Source organism: Terribium retamae (genome assembly GCF_022347545.1).
Taxonomy (GTDB): domain Bacteria; phylum Pseudomonadota; class Alphaproteobacteria; order Rhizobiales; family Rhizobiaceae; genus Mesorhizobium; species Mesorhizobium retamae.
Window position 1 is genome coordinate 67,470 of record NZ_JAKREW010000021.1, and the last position, 17,083, is coordinate 84,552.

The following is a 17,083-nucleotide window of genomic DNA, read 5'->3' on the forward strand; positions in this document are numbered from 1 at the left end:
TGCCCCTCACCTGCCTGCCGGCATCCTCTCCCCGTGAACGGGGAGAGGGGATCTGGTTGCCGAGGATTTCGCCAATCGCCAACGTTGCAGGGCAAGCGTGGGCGTTTCGGCCTGCCTCCTTCTCCCCGCTCGCGGGGAGAAGTGCCCGGCAAGGGCGATGAGGGGCAGCGCAAACATCGAAAATTTTGAGGTCGTTAGTTTGTGATGCCGAATGTATAGTCGCGCGCTGCCTTATCTGCTGATCCTGCCCAGCCTGTTCCTGGCGGCGGTGGTGATCTTCTGGCCGGTCTACGACCTGGTGCAGATTTCGACCCATGACGTCAGCCGGTTCGGCCAGTTGCGGGATTTCATCGGGCTGGCCAATTTTGCAGCACTTGCCGACGATCCCGATTTCATGGCAGCGCTCTGGCGAACCGGACTGTGGACACTTTCGGTCGTTGCCGGTGCGCTGGTCCTGTCCATCCCCGTGGCGATGATCCTCAATTCGGATTTTTATGGCCGCAGCGTCGCCCGTGTCATCATTCTGTTGCCCTGGGCGGTCTCGCTGACCATGACGGCCGTGGTCTGGCGCTGGGCGCTCAATGGCGAAAGCGGCATGCTGAATTCGGCGCTGATGGGCCTCGGCATCATCGACCAGAACATTCAGTGGCTGGCCAGCGCTAGCACCGCATTCCCAATGCAGGTGCTGATCGGTGTCCTGGTTACAGTGCCTTTCACCGTCACCATTTTCCTCGGTGGCCTTTCCTCCATTCCCGACGACCTTTACGAGGCGGCGGCTCTTGAAGGCGCTTCTGGCTGGCAGCAGTTCCGCACCATCACGCTGCCGCTTTTGAAGCCGTTCATCAACATCGCCATCGTGCTGAACATGATCTACGTCTTCAATTCCTTCCCGATCATCTGGGTGATGACGCAGGGCGGCCCGGCCAACTCAACCGACATCCTGGTAACCTATCTCTACAAGCTGGCCTTCCGTGTCGGGAAACTCGGTGAAGCATCCGCCGTCTCACTCGTCATGTTCGCGATCCTGCTCGTCTTCACCATGATCTATGTGCGCCTTGCCATGCGGGAGCGGGAGGCATGAGGAAAAGCAAGCTCGTTCGTTCCGTCATAGCCTGGCTGCTTCTGTCGCCGCTGATCGTGTTGACGCTGTTTCCCTTCGCGGTGATGTTCCTGACTGCCGTCAAACCGCGCCCGGAAGTGCTGTCGCCGACCTGGTGGCCGAGCGAATTCCGCTGGTCGAACTTCGCCGAGATGTGGGTGGCGACGGGTTTCGGTCGGGCCTTGCTCAATTCGCTCTATGTCTCGGTGCTGGCGACCGTCGGCGCCATCATCGTCGCCATCCCGGCTGCCTATGCCATGTCGCGCTTCCGCTTTGCCGGCTATGGCGCGATGCGGCAGTTCCTGCTCATCTCGCAGATGATTTCCTCGATCGTGCTGGTGCTTGGCCTGTTCCGGCTGATTGCCGCCTGGGGCCTGATCGAAAGCACGACGGCTGTCGGCGTCGTCTACATGGCCTTCAACGTGGCCTTCAATGTTTGGATGCTGCAGAGCTATTTCGACACCATTCCGCGTGATCTCGAGGAGGCCGCCTGGATGGAGGGCGCCGGCCGCTGGCTGACCCTGCGCAAAGTGTTCCTGCCGCTCTGCCTGCCGGCGATCGCGGTGACCGCCATCTTCACTTTCATCAATGCCTGGAACGAATTCATCATCGCATTGACCATCCTGCGCAGCCAGGAGAACTACACGCTGCCGATCCAGGTGTTCGCGCTGGTTGCCGGCCGCTACACTGTCGAATGGCATCACGTCATGGCGGCCGCCCTCTTGGCGACCTTGCCGGTGGCGGTGCTGTTTGCCTGGCTGCAGCGCTATCTCGTCCGCGGCCTTGCCCTGGGTGCTGTCAAATGAGCACCGTCAAATAACAGGAGAATTGTCAGACCATGTCACGCAAGCAGGTTTTCGGATCCTCGCACGTGCCGCTGTCGCCGGCGGTGCGCGCGGGGGATTTCGTCTTCGTTTCAGGCCAGGTGCCGGTGCGCGCGGATGGCACGGTGGTCGATGGCGGCATCGAGCCCCAGACCCGTCAGGTGCTGGAAAACGTCAAGGCGGCGCTGGCGCTCGCCGGAGCCACCATGGATGACGTCGTCAAGACGACGGTGTGGATCGAAGACGCGCGCGACTTCGGCGGCATGAACAAGGTCTATGGGTCCTTCTTCGCCAAGGAGCCGCCAGCGCGCACCACCGTGGAATCGCGGCTGATGATCGACATCAAGGTCGAGATCGAAGCAGTGGCCTACGCACCGGTGAAATGACACCGGCTGCTTCCGCCGGTCACCGGCGGAAGGCTACCCCGACAGATCAAATCGAGTAAAGCGCATGCGCATCTTTACCGCCTCGTTGGCGACCGAGACCAACACCTTCTCGCCGGTGCCGACCGACCGGGCCTCTTTCGAGATGGCCTTCTATGCCGGACCCGGGAAGCACCCGGAAACGCCGACGCTGTGCTCCTCGCCCATCGTTGCCCTGCGCCGCCGTGCCGCCGCCGAAGGGCTGACCGTTATCGAAGGCACCGCGACCTGGGCGGAGCCCGGCGGGCTGGTGCAGCGCCAGACCTTCGAGGCACTGCGCGACGAGATCCTCGACCAGTTGCGCGCGGCGCTTCCAGTCGATGCCGTCATCCTCGGCCTGCACGGCGCCATGGTGGCCCAGGGCTATGACGATTGCGAGGGTGATCTCCTTGCTCGTATCCGTGAGATCGTCGGGCCGGACATTGTGATTGCTTCCGAACTCGACCCGCACAGCCATCTGACTCCGAAGCGTGTCGCTGCTTCCAATGTGCTCGCCGCTTTTCTCGAATTCCCTCACACCGATTTCTATGAGCGCGGCGAACATGTGGTCGAGCTCGGTCTGGCCGCAGCGCGCGGCGAGATCAAGCCGGCGATATCGACCTTCGACTGCCGCATGATCGAAGTGATGCCGACCAGCCGCCAGCCGATGCGCGGCTTCGTCGACCGCATCAAAGCGCTGCACGGCAAGGATGGCGTGCTTTCGGCTTCCGTCATCCACGGTTTCATGGCCGCCGACGTGCCGGAGATGGGCGCGCGCATCATGGTCGTCACCGACAATGACAAGGCCAAGGGCGATGCCCTGGCCGAACAATTGGGGCGCGAGCTTTATGCGCTGCGCGGGCAGCTCGCCATGCCCATGCTGACCGCGGACCAGGGCATCGAGCGTGCGCTGGAAGTGCGCGCCGTCAACAAGGCAAGACCGGTGGTGATCGCCGATGTCTGGGACAATCCGGGCGGCGGCGTCGCCGGCGACGGCACCTCACTGCTGCGCGCCATGCTGGCGCGAGGCCTGAACAATATCGGCGTCGCCACCATCTGGGATCCGCTCGCGGTCACCTTCTGCCACGCGGCGGGTGAAGGCGCGGTCATCGACCTGCGCTTCGGTGGCAAGGCCGGTCCGCTGGCGGGCGAGCCGATCGACGCCAAAGTGCGTGTGGTGAAGGCTGTCGCGGAGAGCTGGCAGAGCTTCGGGCCGAGCCGCGTCACCTTAGGCGCTTCGGCGCTCGTGCGGCTGGAAGGCACCGAGATCGACGTCATCCTCAACACCAACCGCACCCAGACCTTCGAACCCGACATCTTTTCCAATCTCGGCGTCGATCCGCTGAAGAAGGACGTGCTGTTGATCAAGTCGACCAACCACTTCTACGCCGGTTTCGAGCCGATCGCAGCTGAGATCATCTATGTCTCGGCCCAGAGCTCCTATCCCAGCGATCCGGCAGGCACTGTCTATGAAAAACTGGAGCGCCCGGTTTGGCCGCGCGTTGCAGAGCCGTGGGCTTGAGCCCACGCGCGCCGCGCGATCAAACGACACGGCGCGCGTTTCCCCTGCCCCTGAGGTGACCCCAGTGGGCAAAGCCTAACCCAGCCGGCACGATTCGCGAGTCTGGAATCCGATCCACCCAAAAAAAGTCAGCTGCAGGTAGGCACTGCGTTGCCGAATCCTTTGCTCGAACGAGAAGCGCCTTTCTCCTTCGCGACGAGACGACGAAAAGTTCCACTATCGCCGGGTCCGTCGGCTGCCGACGGCTTCGCCGATTGCCACCACGGCGGCACAGATGGCCACGAGCACCAGCGATGCCGCCGATGCGGCCGGCAGATCGGTGCCGGTTTCCGAGATCTTGCTATAGAGCACCAGCGGCAGGATGTTGACCTGCGTCCCGACGAGCGCCAGTGCCGTGCCATAGGCACCGACGGCAACCGCTGAGGTCAGGCAGAATGCGGCCACCAGGCTCGGCATGATCTGCGGCAGCATCACATCGATCAGTGCACGGAGTCCTCCGGCGCCGAGAGAGCGGGCGGCCACCAACTGGTTGCGGTCGAAATTGGTGATGGCAGGCAGCACGATCAGGACGACGCGCGGAACCAGATAGTAGGAATAGGCCAACCCTAACCCCAGCGGTGAGAAGATGAAGGCGCCGGTCACCGCGGGATCCAGGCCGATCGTGGCAAGCAGCAGCGTGACGAAGCCCGATCTGCCGAGCAGCAGGATGAAGCCATAAGCGACGATCAGGCCCGAAAAGGTCAGCGGCAGTGAAATAGCAATCAGCGCGGCCGTGCGAAGGCCCGGTGCCAGCCGGGCAAGCGTCAGCGCGACGCTGAAGCCTATGAAGAGCGAAAACAGCGGAGCCACGGTTCCAAGCACGATGGTGCCCTTAAGGCCGTTCCAGAATACGGGGTCCGCAATCAAGCGGGAAAAGGCGCTGCCGCCATCCGAAAGAGCGCCGACGAGCACGGAGCACACCGGAACGATGAAGAAGAGGGCAAGCACGATCACGCCCGGAACCGAAAAGGCGGCGAGGATTGGTGTCGAGGCCCTGACACTCATGGGATGCTCCCGTCGATTGAGGACGCCGCCCGCACCGACAGGCGCGGGCGGCGTAGAGCCCGAAAAGTCGCTGACTTTTCGGATGAGATCATGCGGTGGAACCAGGCATCCTTATTGCCCGAGAACCGCCTTGGCCCAGCCGGCATCGATCTCGCTCTTCTTTGCCGTCGATTTTGAGATATCGAGCGGGTGGACTTGCGGCGCGTTCGGCATTTTGGAAGCAATCGCCTCCGGCAGCGCGATGCCGCTGACTGATGGACGGACAAAACCTTCCGCGAAGATCTTCTGGCCTTCGTCGCTCAGCACGAAATTGAGCCAGAGCTTGCCAGCGTTTGGATTAGGGCCGTTCCTGACCAGTGAAATTGCATAGGGTGCGGCGGCCGAAGCTTCCTTCGGGATGACCACCGCGATCCCGTCACCCATGCCATCGACGAACTTGGCTTTCAGGCCGTCATTTTCATAACCGATCCAGATCGGAATCTCGCCCTTGAGAAACTGGGCATAGGGGGTGGTGCCGACGGTGCGCAGCACATTGCCGGCTTTAGTGAGTTCGCCGAGATAGTTGATGCCGGGCGTGACATTATCCATGTCGCCGCCATTGCCGAAACTCGCTGCGAAGGTCACGACCTGGCCCTGGCCGGTCGAACGCGGATCCTGATAGACGATCGCGTTTTTGTACTCCGGCTTGAGCAGATCGGCCCAGCTCTGCGGCACATTCTTGACCAGCTTGGTGTTGACCAGGAACGCGACATTCAACGTGTGCACGGTGAACCACTGGCCATCCTTCTCGCGCAGCGTCTCGGGAAGACGGTCAAAGTTCACCGGCTTGTAGGCTTCGACGACGCCGGCCTTGGCGGCGTCGAGGGCCGAGGCCGCGAAATAATAGGCGGTATCGGCCTGCGGACGGTTGCGCGCCTTGTCGAGCGCGACCACGGTCGCCGCCGATCCAAGGTCGTTATAGACCATCTCGACGCCCGGATAGCGTTTCTGGAAAGCCTTGAACTGGCCGGACCAGTTCGCCCAGGTTGGACCCGTATCGAAGGATACGACCAGCCCTTCCTTCTGGGCGCTCTCGTAGAGCGTCTTTTCGCCTTCATAGAGTTCGGGCCCTTCGAAGGCCCTGCTTGGATGCGTGAAGCTCAGCGTCAAAGCGATTGCGGCTGCCCTGACAATGAATTCGCGTCGTTTCATCGGGAAGTCCCTTTTCGGTTGTGTCGGGGGTCTGACCTAGCTGACTGGAAGAAGGCGTATAGCGTCCGGCGGGATCTCCACAGAGGTGACTGGCCCGCGCAGATGGGTTTCGAGGCGGATGCGGCCACCCGGGACGGCAAGATCGATGCGCCGGATCGGCCCGAGATAACGGTCGGCTTCGATGGTGCCGGAAAAGTGGCCGGGTTCGGCAACCGCGCTCGGCGAGGTTGGCTGGACCCGTTCGGGGCGGACGAAGGCGATGACGGCCTCGCCATTTGACTTGCCTTTGGTGTCGCAGGCCAGCGCGCCGATCTCGGTGTCTATCCGTCCCGTGCCCGTGACCTTGCCGGGCCACAGATTGGATTGGCCGACGAATGCCGCGACATAGGCATTGACCGGCGTTTCATAGAGATCGCGCGGCGTTCCGATCTGCACAAGCCGGCCCTCATGCATCACCGCGACCTTGTCGCCGATCGAAAGCGCTTCTTCCTGGTCGTGCGTCACCAGCAGGGTGGCGATGCCTGCAGAGCGTTGCACGCGCAGGATCTCGTCACGCATTTCCACGCGCAGCCCGGCGTCGAGCGCGGATAATGGCTCGTCGAGCAGCAAGCCTCGTGGCTCGAAAACCAGGGCTCGTGCAAGCGCCACGCGTTGCTGTTGCCCGCCGGAAAGCATTCCGGGCAGGTCGTCGGCACGCGCGCCCATTCCGACCCTGGCCAGCATCTCCACCGCAAGGGCGCGGCGCTCCGCCTTGCCGATACCGCGCACCTTCAGCGCATAGCCGACATTTTCCCATAGCCGCATATGTGGAAACAGCGCGTAATTCTGGAAGACCACGCCAAGTTTGCGTTTTTCGGGAAGCAGTTCGCCGACATCCTTGCCGTCGATCAAGATGCGGCCGTTTGCCGGCTTCACGAAGCCCGCAAGCAGCTTGAGCAGGGTCGACTTGCCGGAACCCGATGCGCCGATGATCGCCAGCAGTTCGCCCCGTCCGATCTCCAGCGAGACGTCGAACACGCCGATCGACGTGCCTGGATAGGTATAGCTGACGGCATCGTATCTGAGGGTCATTGCGGCTTCTTCTGTTCGAAAGCACCGATCTGCGCTGTCGTGCTGCTGGTGATCGATGCGAGCGCGGCGAGGATTAGCAGCACCACGGTCGCGGCGCAGGCAAAGCCGGTCGCGCCGTAGAAGGCCTGCAGCAGCACCACCGGATAGGTGCGCGACAGGAAGCCGGCAACGAGGTTCGACAGCTGGAATTCGCCGATGGAGAGGGCGGCCACGGTGAGCATCGAGGAAATCAGGCTGGTGCGCAGCAGCGGCAGGGTGACGTCGCTCAGCCGCGCAGCGAACGAGGCGCCCAGCGTGGCTGCGGCGTGTTCGTATTCGTCGAGCCTGAGCTGTTCCATGTCGGCGACGAGCGCGGTCACCGTATAGGGCAAGGTCAGTACGAGGTGTCCGGCAGCAAGCAACCAGAAGCTGCCCAACCAGGGCAACGCATCGGACGAGAAGACCAGGATGAAGCCGAAGGCGAGCACGAGTTCCGGCACGGCAACCGGCATCAATGTCACCAGCCGCGCGGCGAACCGCACGCCGCCGCGGGCTCCTGCCTGGATGGCATAGGCGAGCGGAAAGCCGATAAGCATGTTGAGGACGCAGGTAACCCCGACGATCTGCAGGCTGGTAAAAAAGGCCCGGCGGAAACTGGGATCGCTGGCGACCTCTTCATACCAGCGCCCGGTGAAGCCAGCCGGCAGCAGCGTATTGCTCCACGTCTCGCCGAACGAGCCGAGCAGCAACAACAGCACCGGCGCGGCGAGAAAGACCAGATAGGCGATCGCAATTACCTGCAAGGCGGTCCCCTTGGCTGGGTTCAGACCCTCTTAACTGCTCCGTAGCGTGGTTTTATGATACATTCACGACAAATGGTAGAAATCTTACGCAAAAGAAAACACTCTTTTCGCGATCCTGTCGAGAATATCGTCCACGCCCGTCACCAGCGGCACGCCGATGACGGATGGTGCGTCGGCGGTTGCCAGCACAAGCCTGTTGAACTGAAGGCCAAGCGCGATCTCGGACAGCGTGCCGACGCCGCCGCCGATCGCCACCAGGACCATGCAGGCGCGGGCGATAATGGCATTGCGGGCAGGTCCCAATCCTGTGGCGATGGGGATCGCCACATAGGCATTCGCCGCCTGCCATTCGTCGTCGGGCAGGATGCCGATCGGCAGTCCGCCGCTCATTGCGTGGCCCTTGCAGGCAGCCTCCATGACGCCGGATTTGCCGCCGCAGAGTAGTTGCAGGCCATGCTTCGCCAGCGCCGCGCCCAGTTGTTCGGCAAGTTCGCATTGTGCGGGCGTGGCTTCGCGGGGGCCGATGATGCCGACCGGAACGCGCCGTAGCAACCCGCGCTCACCCAGCAGGGAAAGCGCCTCGACGGGCGTGACAGTGTGCGACGGGCGATCCCGGCTGCCATTGTCGACGCTCCACTCCAGCCGGTACGGATCGAAGGCCTGTCCTTCGCGGATCAGCTTTTCGTCCTCTTCGACCCAACCCAAAGCTGTCATCGTGAATAGCTCTCTTTCCTGGTTGCACGCCGCCGCAAGGTTTGTAAGCTATATAACTTGCGAGGAAGAAAAATGACAACCGATGCTGAACTTCTCAGCGAATTGACACAGCGCCAGGCCGATATCGTAGGTATCGTCGGTGAGCGCGGCTATGCGACGCTCGAAGCGCTGGCCGGCCGCTTCAACGTGTCGATGCAGTCGGTTCGCCGCGACATCATCCAACTCGACCGGCTCGGGCTCATCCAGCGTTTCCATGGCGGCGCAGGACCATCGGATTCGACGATCCGCCTCGGTTATCACGAGAAACGTTCGCGTTCGGCCGAAGCCAAGGCAAGGATCGGCAAGGCCGCCGCCGCCATGGTGCCTGTCGGGGCTGCGATCTTTCTCGACGTGGGAACGACGGTGGAGGCCGTGGCCGAGAATCTGCGTGGCCGGCGTGCCGGCATCAGGGTCTTCACCTCCAGCCTTGCCACCGGCATGATCCTGGCGGGCGAGCCCGACCTCGAGCTTCACATTTTCGGCGGCATTTCGCGCGGGCCGGACGGTTCGCTGACTGGTCCTGCCACCGTGGCGGGCATTTTGTCGATCCGCTTCGATCTCGCCTTCATCGGCTATTCCGGCTTTGATGACGATGGCACCGTCATGGACTATGACCTCGACAAGATCGCGGTCAAGAAAGCGGCTATCCAGCGGGCAGATTCAACGATCCTGGTCGGCGACAAGTCCAAGTTCGACAGGCATGCGATCGCGCATGTCGTCGCGCCGCAAGCAGCCTCCCGGCTGGTCAGCGACGGACCTCCACCCGCGCAATTGGCGGAAATCTTCGTGTCTTCAGGACTCGAGGTCGTCGTCGCCTGATACCGGCGAATAGCGATCCGAATTCTGATCTGCGGCTGGCCGTCAGCAGGCGTGCCTAGTGGCCGGGCGCCTCGTCCTCGAGGCTTTCAGGGCTCTCGGGCTCCAACTGGTCGAAAGCCACCTGCCAGTCGGTGATGATGCCGGCGCGCCTGTGATCGTCGTGATGCACCGCAAGCCTCGCTTCCTGGCGCAGCGCGACGCGCGCCGCCATCTTGGCGGCGCGGCTGGCCGGAGGCGCCCAACTTTGCGGCGCCACCCCGGCGTTGAGAGCCGTACTGACCGCCTGTTTGGCCATGCGCGCTTCCGCAGTGCCATAACGTGTCAGCAGACCCTGGAAGGCCTCGTGCAGGCCGACGTCGAACGTTTGATCCTCGCCCATCGGACCGATCACCGGATTGCCGGGATGCAGAAAGGCGAGTGGAAGCAGGCCTTGCGGTATCGGCGTGTTGGCCGAGTGGGTGCGGCCGCTGGCCAGCAGCTTGGGCAGAAGATGCGTGTGCGGTCCGGCCGGCGAAACGCCGCCTGTGTCCGGGCCACCGATCTTCTGATAGACCTCGACACGGCCGAGCGTTGTCAACGCCACGCGATGCGGATGCGCGGCCATGATGGCAGCAGTCGCGCTATTGCCGGGTTCGAACAGCGAGCGGCCGAGATTGGCGCGCAGTTCGCCAAGCAGTTTCGGATCGCTGGTACGAATGCAGAAGTCGCATTGCGGTAGGCCGAGCCCCATGTCGAACAATATGCCGGTACGATCGATGCCGCGTATGGCATCGTCGTCCGGGCCGATCTCGGTCAGCACCTTGTGGCCGCTGCGCCGCGCACGCGCTTCCGGCAGGCAGAGCGCCACGGCATGGCTCCAGCGATGTCGCTTGGGACTCAGCGTCTCATAGGCCACGGCCGTCGCTCCGGCGAGGCGCCGCCGTTCCAGCCGGATGGCACCGCGCCGGGTCGCGCGGGTCAGATCCAGCGGCTCGTCGATCACCGGCTGTTCGTCCGCATCCTGATGGAATTCGGCAATGGCGCCGAAGGAGCCCATGCTCCAGCCCGACCGCCAGTCGCCAAGGTGTCTCTGCAGCAGCGGTTCAAGTTCGGTCATGGTCTTCTTCCGGTTGGTCTTGGGTAGGCGGCTGAATCAAGTCGAGGGGCTGGATGACCGCGCGTCCTGCAGCCATCCCGAAATAGGCTTCGACACCATAGATGCGGCCAAGGCTTTCCGCCGTCAGCACCGCATCCGGTGCGCCGTCCGCGATGATACGACCCTGGTTGAGCAGGATAAGCCGGCTGCACCAACGGGCTGCTAGGCCAAGGTCATGCAGCGATGCGATGACGCTGCGCCCTTGCTTGGCCAGATCCGCAAACAGGCGCATCAGCGTGATCTGGTGCGAAGGGTCGAGACCTGCGGTCGGTTCGTCGGCCAGAAGCAGGGGCGTCTCCTGGGCCAGCGCGCGCGCAATCAGCACACGGGCCTTCTCGCCGCCGGAAAGGTCGGCGGCGGCGCGGTCGCGGAAGGCGTCCACCTCCATGCGCCGCATCGCCTGTTCGATGGCCGTATGGTCGCGCGACGACAGGGCGGCAAACCGCGGCCGATGGGGTGTTCGCCCAAGCGCCACGATCGCTTCGACAGGGATCGGCCAGGCGATTTGATGTTCTTGCGCGACATAGGCAATGCCGACGGCTCGCTCGAGCACATCAAGCGTGGCCGCCTCGTGCCCAGCGATCGTTATGCGGCCTTGCGAGCCCACCAGGCCGAGCGCCGCTCTCAGCAAAGTCGACTTCCCGGCGCCGTTGGGTCCGATCAATCCGACGAACTCGCCTTCACCGACGGAAAATGAGACATCGCTGAGCACGTGCCGCCGGCCGAGCGAGACCGAGAGGTTTGAAACGGCAAGCAGGCTCATGCCAGCCTCCGTCGTTCGCGATAGACGAGGAAGAGAAAGAAGGGTGCGCCGACGATCGCGGTCAGCACGCCAAGCTTCAGGTCGCGGCCGGGTGCAATCAGGCGGACCAGTATGTCGGCGGCCAGCACCACGGCGGCGCCACCGAGCGCCGAAGCAGGCAGCAGCCGCGACGGCTTTCCCCCGACCAGCGGCCGCAGCAGATGCGGCACCACCAGCCCGACGAAACCGATGGCGCCCGCCACGGCGGTTGCTGCGCCGACCGAGACAGCTGTGCCAAGCACCGCGAACTGCTGCACGTGGCGGATGTCGATACCCATCGAAGCCGCGGTATCGGTTCCCAGGGTCAGCGCATCGAGCGCGCGGCCGAGCATCAACAGCAGAACCCAACCGGCGAGCATGAAGGGTGCTGCCAGCCATACATGCGTCATCGAGCGGTCGGTCAGCGAACCGAGCATCCAGAACATGATCTCGAGGGCTGCAAACGGATTGGGAGACAGGTTGAGTGCCAGCGAGGTCATGGCCCCGGCAAGGCTGGAGACGGCGACGCCGGCAAGGATGATTGTGAGTGTGCTGCCGCGCCGCCCCGCAAGTGCCTGCACCACGATCACGGCGATCATCGCCGAAACAAGGGCCGACAGCGGCAAGGCCAGCGGGAAGACGATCGTCAGCCCGCTATAGATGGCAAGCACGGCACCCAGCGATGCCGAGGCACTGACGCCGATCAGGCCAGGCTCTGCCAGCGGGTTGCGCAGATAACCCTGCAGTGCTGCACCTGAAAGGCCGAGCGTCGCGCCGATCATCAGGCCGAGCAGCGCGCGCGGCAAACGGATCTCGCGCATGATCAACGCAATGGCATCCGCCTTGCCTGAAAACAGCGCCTTGATGCTGTCGCCGAACGCAATCGCGGCGGGCCCGACGGTCAACGACAACACAAAGAGCAGGGCAACCAGGAAGCCGAGCAAGGCAAGCAGGATACGGTACCGGGTCGCGTCGGTCACGGTCGCACATCTCCCGCATGATTTGCGGCGGCCTGCGTCAGCATTTCCACCGCGATGGCGGTGAACGGCGCGCCGCAGATCGTATATTTAGCCGGCACGGAAACGCGTCCGGTTTCTTGCGCGAGTGTCCTATAGGCAGGATGGATGAAGGTCTGTTGCGCCAGGGCCGGCGTCGTGTAATGCGCCTCGCTGTCGACCAGCATGTCCGGTTTCGCCATCACCAGAAGTTCCAGCGGCAATTGCTGGGTCCCTGTCAGCCCGAGTTTAGTTGCCAGATTGGTCAGGCCGGATGCGGCCACCACGGCGTCGATCAGTGTGCCGGCGCCGGACGTATAAGAATTGGCGTAGTAGGTTGCGACAGTGATGTTCGGGTGCGATTGTTTCTTCACCTCGGCGAGCTTGCGGTCGAGTTCCGACACCAGGGTTTCCGCGCGTTCCCGCCGGTCGAGGATGTCGCCCATGCGCCGCAAACCCGCTCGCACGTCGTTGAAGGAGTTTTCTGGCTGGAATTCTTCAACGCGGATGCCGAGTTGCCTGAGCAGGCCGACGGTCGCACGTGTCGTGTAGCTGCCGGCCAGCACCAGGTCCGGCTGCATCAGGAAGATCTCTTCGGCCTGGCCATGATTGACCACGAAGTGCCGCGCTTCGTCGGCCAGTACCGACGTGGCCGGGTCGGTGGCGAGATAGGAGACGGAATGGAGCTGTCCGGCCGCGGCAATCAACATCGCCATCTGGTCGGTACAGACATTCATGGAGACCACGCGCTTCGGCGTTTCGCCCGCTGGCGCCCCACTGGCCGCAAGAAATAGGCTGCCAGCGGCCACGGCAACACCCAGCCACAAGCTTCGAGATCTTGCCATGGCCATCTTGGCCGATGTTGCTGGTCTGCTTTCCTGCATCGCCATCTCCCGGTCCTTAGAATGTCCGGGTGAAGCTTAGATTGAAAGTGCGGCCTGGCGCGCGGTAGTCGGTAACCGTCGAATAGTCCGCATCGAACAGGTTCTCGACCGCGAACTTCACCTGTGAGACAGGGTCCAGCGCATAGAGCGCGGTGAAATCCAGCGTGACATAATCCGGCAATTTCACAGTGTTGGCTGCATTGGCATAACGCGCAGCGCCGTAGAGTACGCGCGCCGTCAGGTCCAACTGCTCGGTCGGGCTGTAGGTGACCTCTGCCGTCGCCTTCAGGCGGTCGCGATAGGGGATGTATTTGCCGTTGTCCTGGTTGAGCGGCTCGCGAACATCCAGCGTCACCTTGCCGTTCCATTCCGTTCCGAAGTGGTGTGCGAGTGCGGCCTCGAACCCGGTGATGCGCGCCTTTGCCACGTTGAAGGGAAGATAGGTCGGCGGATTGGAGGCGATCGCGTCGGTCAGCCAGGTCTGGTAGAAGGCGAGGTCGAGACTGGTGTCGGTTGTTGCCTGCCAGTTCAGTCCGACCTCGTAGGACCGGGATTTCTCCGGCTTGAGGTCCGGGTTGGAATAATTCGGGTAGTAGAGTTCGTTGAAGCTCGGTGCCCGGAAGCCGGTGGCATAGGACGAGCGTAGCGTGAGATACGGTAGGATTTCGTAGCTCGCTCCGAGATTGTAGGTGGTGGCGCCGCCGAATTGGCCGTTGTGGTCGTAGCGGATGCCACTGTCGACGGTCAGCGCCTCATAGGAAAGCGAATACTGGCTGAACACCGCCGTCAGTGTACGCGCAGTCACGTCGAAATCGACGGTCGAATCGACCTGTTCGCGATAGATATCCGCGCCGCCGGTGAGAACATGCGAGACGGTGCCGGTGTCGAAAGTCTTGGCTGTCGAGGCGAAGAGACCGTGGCGGCTGGAGTTGAAGCGGTCGCTGCCGGCGACGCCATCGCGGAAATTGCGTGAGCGATCGACCGAACTCGACAATTCGACGGTCGAGGACCAGTCCTGCGAATGCCTGATCCCGGTGCCGAGCTTGCCGGTGAAACTCGTCGTGTCGACTTCATCGGCGAGGGGATAGGAAGCATCGTATTGGCCGCGGCTGCGGGCGATCAAGGCATTGCCGTAGATGCGGCCCCAGTCGAACTGCTTGGACATCGAGAGGTTGAGCGAGCCGAGCAGGAAACCGTCATCGTCAGGCTCGTGGCCGTAGGCGGTGGGCAGCGTGAAATCATAGCCGCGTGTGCCGATCAGGCTGCCGCCAAGCGAATAGTCGATGCCGCTTTCGCTCTGGCCCCGCATAGTGCCGGACAGCGTGCCGCCCCAAGGATGGCTTATGCCGGCCGTGACCGAGCCGCAGCTGTTTCGGCCATCGGCACAAGGGCCGCCCTGCTTGGTGATGATGTTGACGACACCGCCCATGGCATCGGAGCCGTATTGCGCGGAATGCGCACCCTTGGCGATCTCGATGCGCTCGATCGAATCGAGCGGGATGTTGCCGAGCGAGGCCGTGCCGGTTGTGACGGAACTTGCCCGCACGCCGTTGACCAGCAGCAGCGTCTGGCTGGCCGACATGCCGCGCAGGTAGAGATTGGCCGAGGCGCCCTGGCCACCATAGGAAACGATCGAAACGCCGGTGTAGGATTTGAGCAGGGAGGGCAGGTCGGGCGCTGCTGAACGCTCGATGTTCTTGCGGTCGATCACCGTCACCGACGAGGTCGAACGTCCCAGTGTCGTCTCGCGCCTCAGCGGCGTGGTGATGACGATGCGCTCCAGCATCGTGCCGGCAGGATCCTGAGCACCGGCATGGCTCGTGCAAACCAGCGCGACGGCACCGGCCAGAATAACAGTCTTCTTCAACTCCGCCCCCAAAAGGATCGACGGCGCAAGCGCGCCGCGAGGTTCATTTCGAACCGCAGGCGGAAATGGCTGAGGGCAAGTTTGCGGACAGTCGCATTTCACCTCCCGGCCGTTCCGGCATGCGGCAACACTTCACGTGTCACCGCCACGGACGACCGCGCCTGACCACCCCTCGTGATCAAGCATGGGTGACTGGAACAGGCAGGTCTCCTGACTTCCGTGTCATCGCCTTTTTCCGCCTTCCCGGCCGCGCGAGGCGGCCAGTGGCATTGTGGAAGAAGGCTCAACGGTTACAGTTGCGGGGGCAGTCGCGGCTTCGACCGATGGCTCGGCCTCACCGTGTTCCCTTTTCATCCACCTTGCGGTGGAACCAGCTCCGAATCCGAAGCTAGCCACGGCGGCGCCACGCGTCAACCAAGGCAGGCTGAGATTCGTCCGCTTCCTCTGGTTGACGACTGCGGGTCTTTGCCGGACGGGATGCGCGGCGTTGTGCCGTAATGCGTGATCAGGGATCAGCCGTAATGGAAGCGCGGTTTCGGTCCCGTGCCGGTGAACTGCACGCCGACGCGATCGTTGCGGCGCCAGCGCATGACGGATTCGTAGGCGACCCCATCGACAGGCACGTAAAGGCTGAAACGTTCAGGGATGATGGCGTCCGCAGCCACCTTGAGCTCGGCGCCGTTGGTGTGCTGGTTGCGGATGACGCAGGGGATTTCCGAATTGTGGATGCTGGTGATGATGGTGGCCCCTTTGAGCACCCGCTGCCGGTGCTCGCGTTCGCGATGGTTCGCTTCCTCGGACATGACGGTGGGACTCACGCTGCAACGCCGATATTTTAGGGGGAGTGCACTTAGCCTTCAATGCCACCGTTGGACGTGCAGTCGATTTGACGCGAGCGATAGCTAATGGTGCGTCAAGATCCACACAATACGAGGCTCCATGCGACCAACATTTCTCGAACACCGCTATGATGCGGCAACCGAAAAAATGGAGCCAAGGCAACGGTTTATCTCGGCGGCAGCAGCGCTTGGAAGCCATTCCACAGCAGCCAGAGCAGGCCCGAGACGATCGACAGGATCACCGCTGCGCCGACCTTGCTGGAAATGCCGGCGAGTGCCTGGCGGATGTTGCGGAGGAACCGGAAATCCTCGCGCGCTTCGAACTGGTGCTCGGGCTCATCGATGCGCAACCCGGCCGCGGACAGTTCCTCGCGGATGGCTTCCTTGACGATGCGCTTCAGTTCATCGGGATCGACGGAAAGATGTCTCGTCATGGCGTCCACCCGCACCATGTCTCGCCTTGGGCGTTGTGGCGGTTGATCTCGTCCAGCTCGGCGCGTGGGGTATCGGCTCTGGCGTCCCGACGCGGCGAATTGTGTTCGCACCAGATCGAGCGGGGATCGGAAGGCAAGGAACCGTCCGGTTTGGAAACGCAACTGACAAGCGCCAACGCAGCGATCAGGATCACGGCCTTGACCATTTCATGGCCTCCTTTTTCGCTTGCTCGTCGGTCAGGCCGGACACGCGCCGTTCGATGGCGGTGGCTTCCTTGTCCATCGCAAGCCGGTCCTCGGCGGCAGCCAGCTTCTCTTTCGCCTGCCGCGCACGTTCGGCGTTGATACCAGTCTGCCGCAGCCTCCAACCGGCGAAGACTGCCGCCACGGCCCCGGCAATATAGGGCCAGAATTGCAGCAGGAAGCCCATCACAGGTCGCCCTCGCGGCGTCGGCGCAGATATTCGGTGAAGATGCCGTTGGCGACCAAGAGCCATGGGAAATAGGGTGCCGGGATGATCGGCTGCAACACGGCAGGCTCGACATAGGTCAGGGTCGCGGCAATGATGCCGAACACGGCTTGCAGACGCGCCCAGAAGATCGTTTCGCTGTCTTTGAAAAAACGCTTGATAGGCTGCCACAT

The 17,083-nt window shown here is 62.9% G+C and carries 20 protein-coding genes and 1 riboswitch; of the genes, 5 read left to right on the forward strand and 15 right to left on the reverse strand.

Annotated elements, in window-relative coordinates; genetic code table 11:
- Positions 1-211: 211 nt before the first annotated feature.
- The 4 genes from L4923_RS19375 to L4923_RS19390 all read left to right on the forward strand — a co-directional run bounded on the left by L4923_RS19375 (position 212) and on the right by L4923_RS19390 (position 3,846).
- Positions 212-1,081, forward strand: a complete 870-nt coding sequence (locus tag L4923_RS19375) for a carbohydrate ABC transporter permease (protein ID WP_239368109.1) — start codon at positions 212-214, stop codon at positions 1,079-1,081.
- Complete coding sequence (locus tag L4923_RS19380) at positions 1,078-1,905, forward strand: carbohydrate ABC transporter permease (protein ID WP_239368111.1); 828 nt, start codon at positions 1,078-1,080, stop codon at positions 1,903-1,905. Before L4923_RS19375 ends, L4923_RS19380 begins: the two co-directional genes overlap by 4 nt.
- 32 nt (positions 1,906-1,937) lie before the next feature.
- Positions 1,938-2,309, forward strand: coding sequence for a RidA family protein (locus tag L4923_RS19385; protein WP_239368113.1), 372 nt, complete (start codon positions 1,938-1,940; stop codon positions 2,307-2,309).
- A 64-nt stretch (positions 2,310-2,373) separates the two neighbouring features.
- Positions 2,374-3,846 carry a M81 family metallopeptidase gene (locus L4923_RS19390; protein ID WP_239368115.1) on the forward strand — a complete coding sequence of 491 codons (1,473 nt, stop codon included), beginning with the start codon at positions 2,374-2,376 and terminating at the stop codon, positions 3,844-3,846.
- A 216-nt stretch (positions 3,847-4,062) separates the two neighbouring features.
- Here L4923_RS19390 and L4923_RS19395 read toward each other — a convergent pair whose 3' ends face one another.
- From L4923_RS19395 to L4923_RS19415, 5 genes are all read right to left on the reverse strand, one after another.
- Positions 4,063-4,890, reverse strand: coding sequence for an ABC transporter permease (locus tag L4923_RS19395; protein WP_239368117.1), 828 nt, complete (start codon positions 4,888-4,890; stop codon positions 4,063-4,065).
- Between the two features lie 111 nt (positions 4,891-5,001).
- Entirely contained in the window at positions 5,002-6,081 is a 1,080-nt protein-coding gene (locus tag L4923_RS19400; protein WP_239368119.1) for an extracellular solute-binding protein, read from the reverse strand.
- Between the two features lie 36 nt (positions 6,082-6,117).
- Entirely contained in the window at positions 6,118-7,152 is a 1,035-nt protein-coding gene (locus L4923_RS19405) for an ABC transporter ATP-binding protein (protein WP_239368121.1), read from the reverse strand.
- Positions 7,149-7,934 (reverse strand): ABC transporter permease, encoded by a 786-nt coding sequence (locus L4923_RS19410; RefSeq protein WP_239368123.1) that lies wholly within the window; start codon positions 7,932-7,934, stop codon positions 7,149-7,151. Before L4923_RS19410 ends, L4923_RS19405 begins: the two co-directional genes overlap by 4 nt.
- A gap of 84 nt (positions 7,935-8,018) precedes the next feature.
- A complete protein-coding gene (locus L4923_RS19415; RefSeq protein ID WP_239368125.1) occupies positions 8,019-8,648 on the reverse strand; it encodes a TIGR00725 family protein in 630 nt (209 codons plus the stop codon).
- A gap of 72 nt (positions 8,649-8,720) precedes the next feature.
- Between L4923_RS19415 and L4923_RS19420 the strand changes: the two genes are divergently transcribed.
- On the forward strand, positions 8,721-9,506 hold the full coding sequence (locus L4923_RS19420; RefSeq protein WP_239368127.1) for a DeoR/GlpR family DNA-binding transcription regulator: 786 nt from the start codon (positions 8,721-8,723) through the stop codon (positions 9,504-9,506).
- Positions 9,507-9,561: 55 nt separating this feature from the next.
- Here the strand turns inward: L4923_RS19420 and L4923_RS19425 are convergent, their stop codons facing one another.
- The 10 genes from L4923_RS19425 to L4923_RS19470 form a co-directional block, all read right to left on the reverse strand.
- Complete coding sequence (locus L4923_RS19425) at positions 9,562-10,602, reverse strand: DUF6925 family protein (protein WP_239368129.1); 1,041 nt, start codon at positions 10,600-10,602, stop codon at positions 9,562-9,564.
- Positions 10,589-11,404, reverse strand: coding sequence for an ABC transporter ATP-binding protein (locus tag L4923_RS19430; protein WP_239368131.1), 816 nt, complete (start codon positions 11,402-11,404; stop codon positions 10,589-10,591). Before L4923_RS19430 ends, L4923_RS19425 begins: the two co-directional genes overlap by 14 nt.
- Positions 11,401-12,402 (reverse strand): FecCD family ABC transporter permease, encoded by a 1,002-nt coding sequence (locus L4923_RS19435; RefSeq protein WP_239368133.1) that lies wholly within the window; start codon positions 12,400-12,402, stop codon positions 11,401-11,403. Before L4923_RS19435 ends, L4923_RS19430 begins: the two co-directional genes overlap by 4 nt.
- Entirely contained in the window at positions 12,399-13,301 is a 903-nt protein-coding gene (locus tag L4923_RS19440; protein ID WP_239368135.1) for an ABC transporter substrate-binding protein, read from the reverse strand. Before L4923_RS19440 ends, L4923_RS19435 begins: the two co-directional genes overlap by 4 nt.
- A 16-nt stretch (positions 13,302-13,317) precedes the next feature.
- On the reverse strand, positions 13,318-15,168 hold the full coding sequence (locus L4923_RS19445) for a TonB-dependent receptor domain-containing protein (RefSeq protein ID WP_425530976.1): 1,851 nt from the start codon (positions 15,166-15,168) through the stop codon (positions 13,318-13,320).
- 183 nt (positions 15,169-15,351) lie between these two features.
- Positions 15,352-15,558: riboswitch (cobalamin riboswitch) on the reverse strand.
- A gap of 122 nt (positions 15,559-15,680) precedes the next feature.
- A complete protein-coding gene (locus L4923_RS19450; protein WP_239368180.1) occupies positions 15,681-15,971 on the reverse strand; it encodes a PilZ domain-containing protein in 291 nt (96 codons plus the stop codon).
- A 203-nt stretch (positions 15,972-16,174) separates the two neighbouring features.
- Positions 16,175-16,441: a hypothetical protein gene (locus L4923_RS19455; protein ID WP_239368137.1), complete on the reverse strand. Its 267-nt coding sequence runs from the start codon at positions 16,439-16,441 to the stop codon at positions 16,175-16,177.
- Positions 16,438-16,647 carry a hypothetical protein gene (locus L4923_RS19460; protein ID WP_239368139.1) on the reverse strand — a complete coding sequence of 70 codons (210 nt, stop codon included), beginning with the start codon at positions 16,645-16,647 and terminating at the stop codon, positions 16,438-16,440. Before L4923_RS19460 ends, L4923_RS19455 begins: the two co-directional genes overlap by 4 nt.
- Positions 16,632-16,871 carry a hypothetical protein gene (locus tag L4923_RS19465; protein WP_239368141.1) on the reverse strand — a complete coding sequence of 80 codons (240 nt, stop codon included), beginning with the start codon at positions 16,869-16,871 and terminating at the stop codon, positions 16,632-16,634. The genes L4923_RS19460 and L4923_RS19465 overlap by 16 nt, the downstream gene beginning before the upstream one ends.
- The gene (locus L4923_RS19470; RefSeq protein ID WP_239368143.1) at positions 16,871-17,083 is read right to left on the reverse strand and encodes a hypothetical protein; all 213 of its coding nucleotides are present in this window, start codon (positions 17,081-17,083) and stop codon (positions 16,871-16,873) included. The genes L4923_RS19465 and L4923_RS19470 overlap by 1 nt, the downstream gene beginning before the upstream one ends.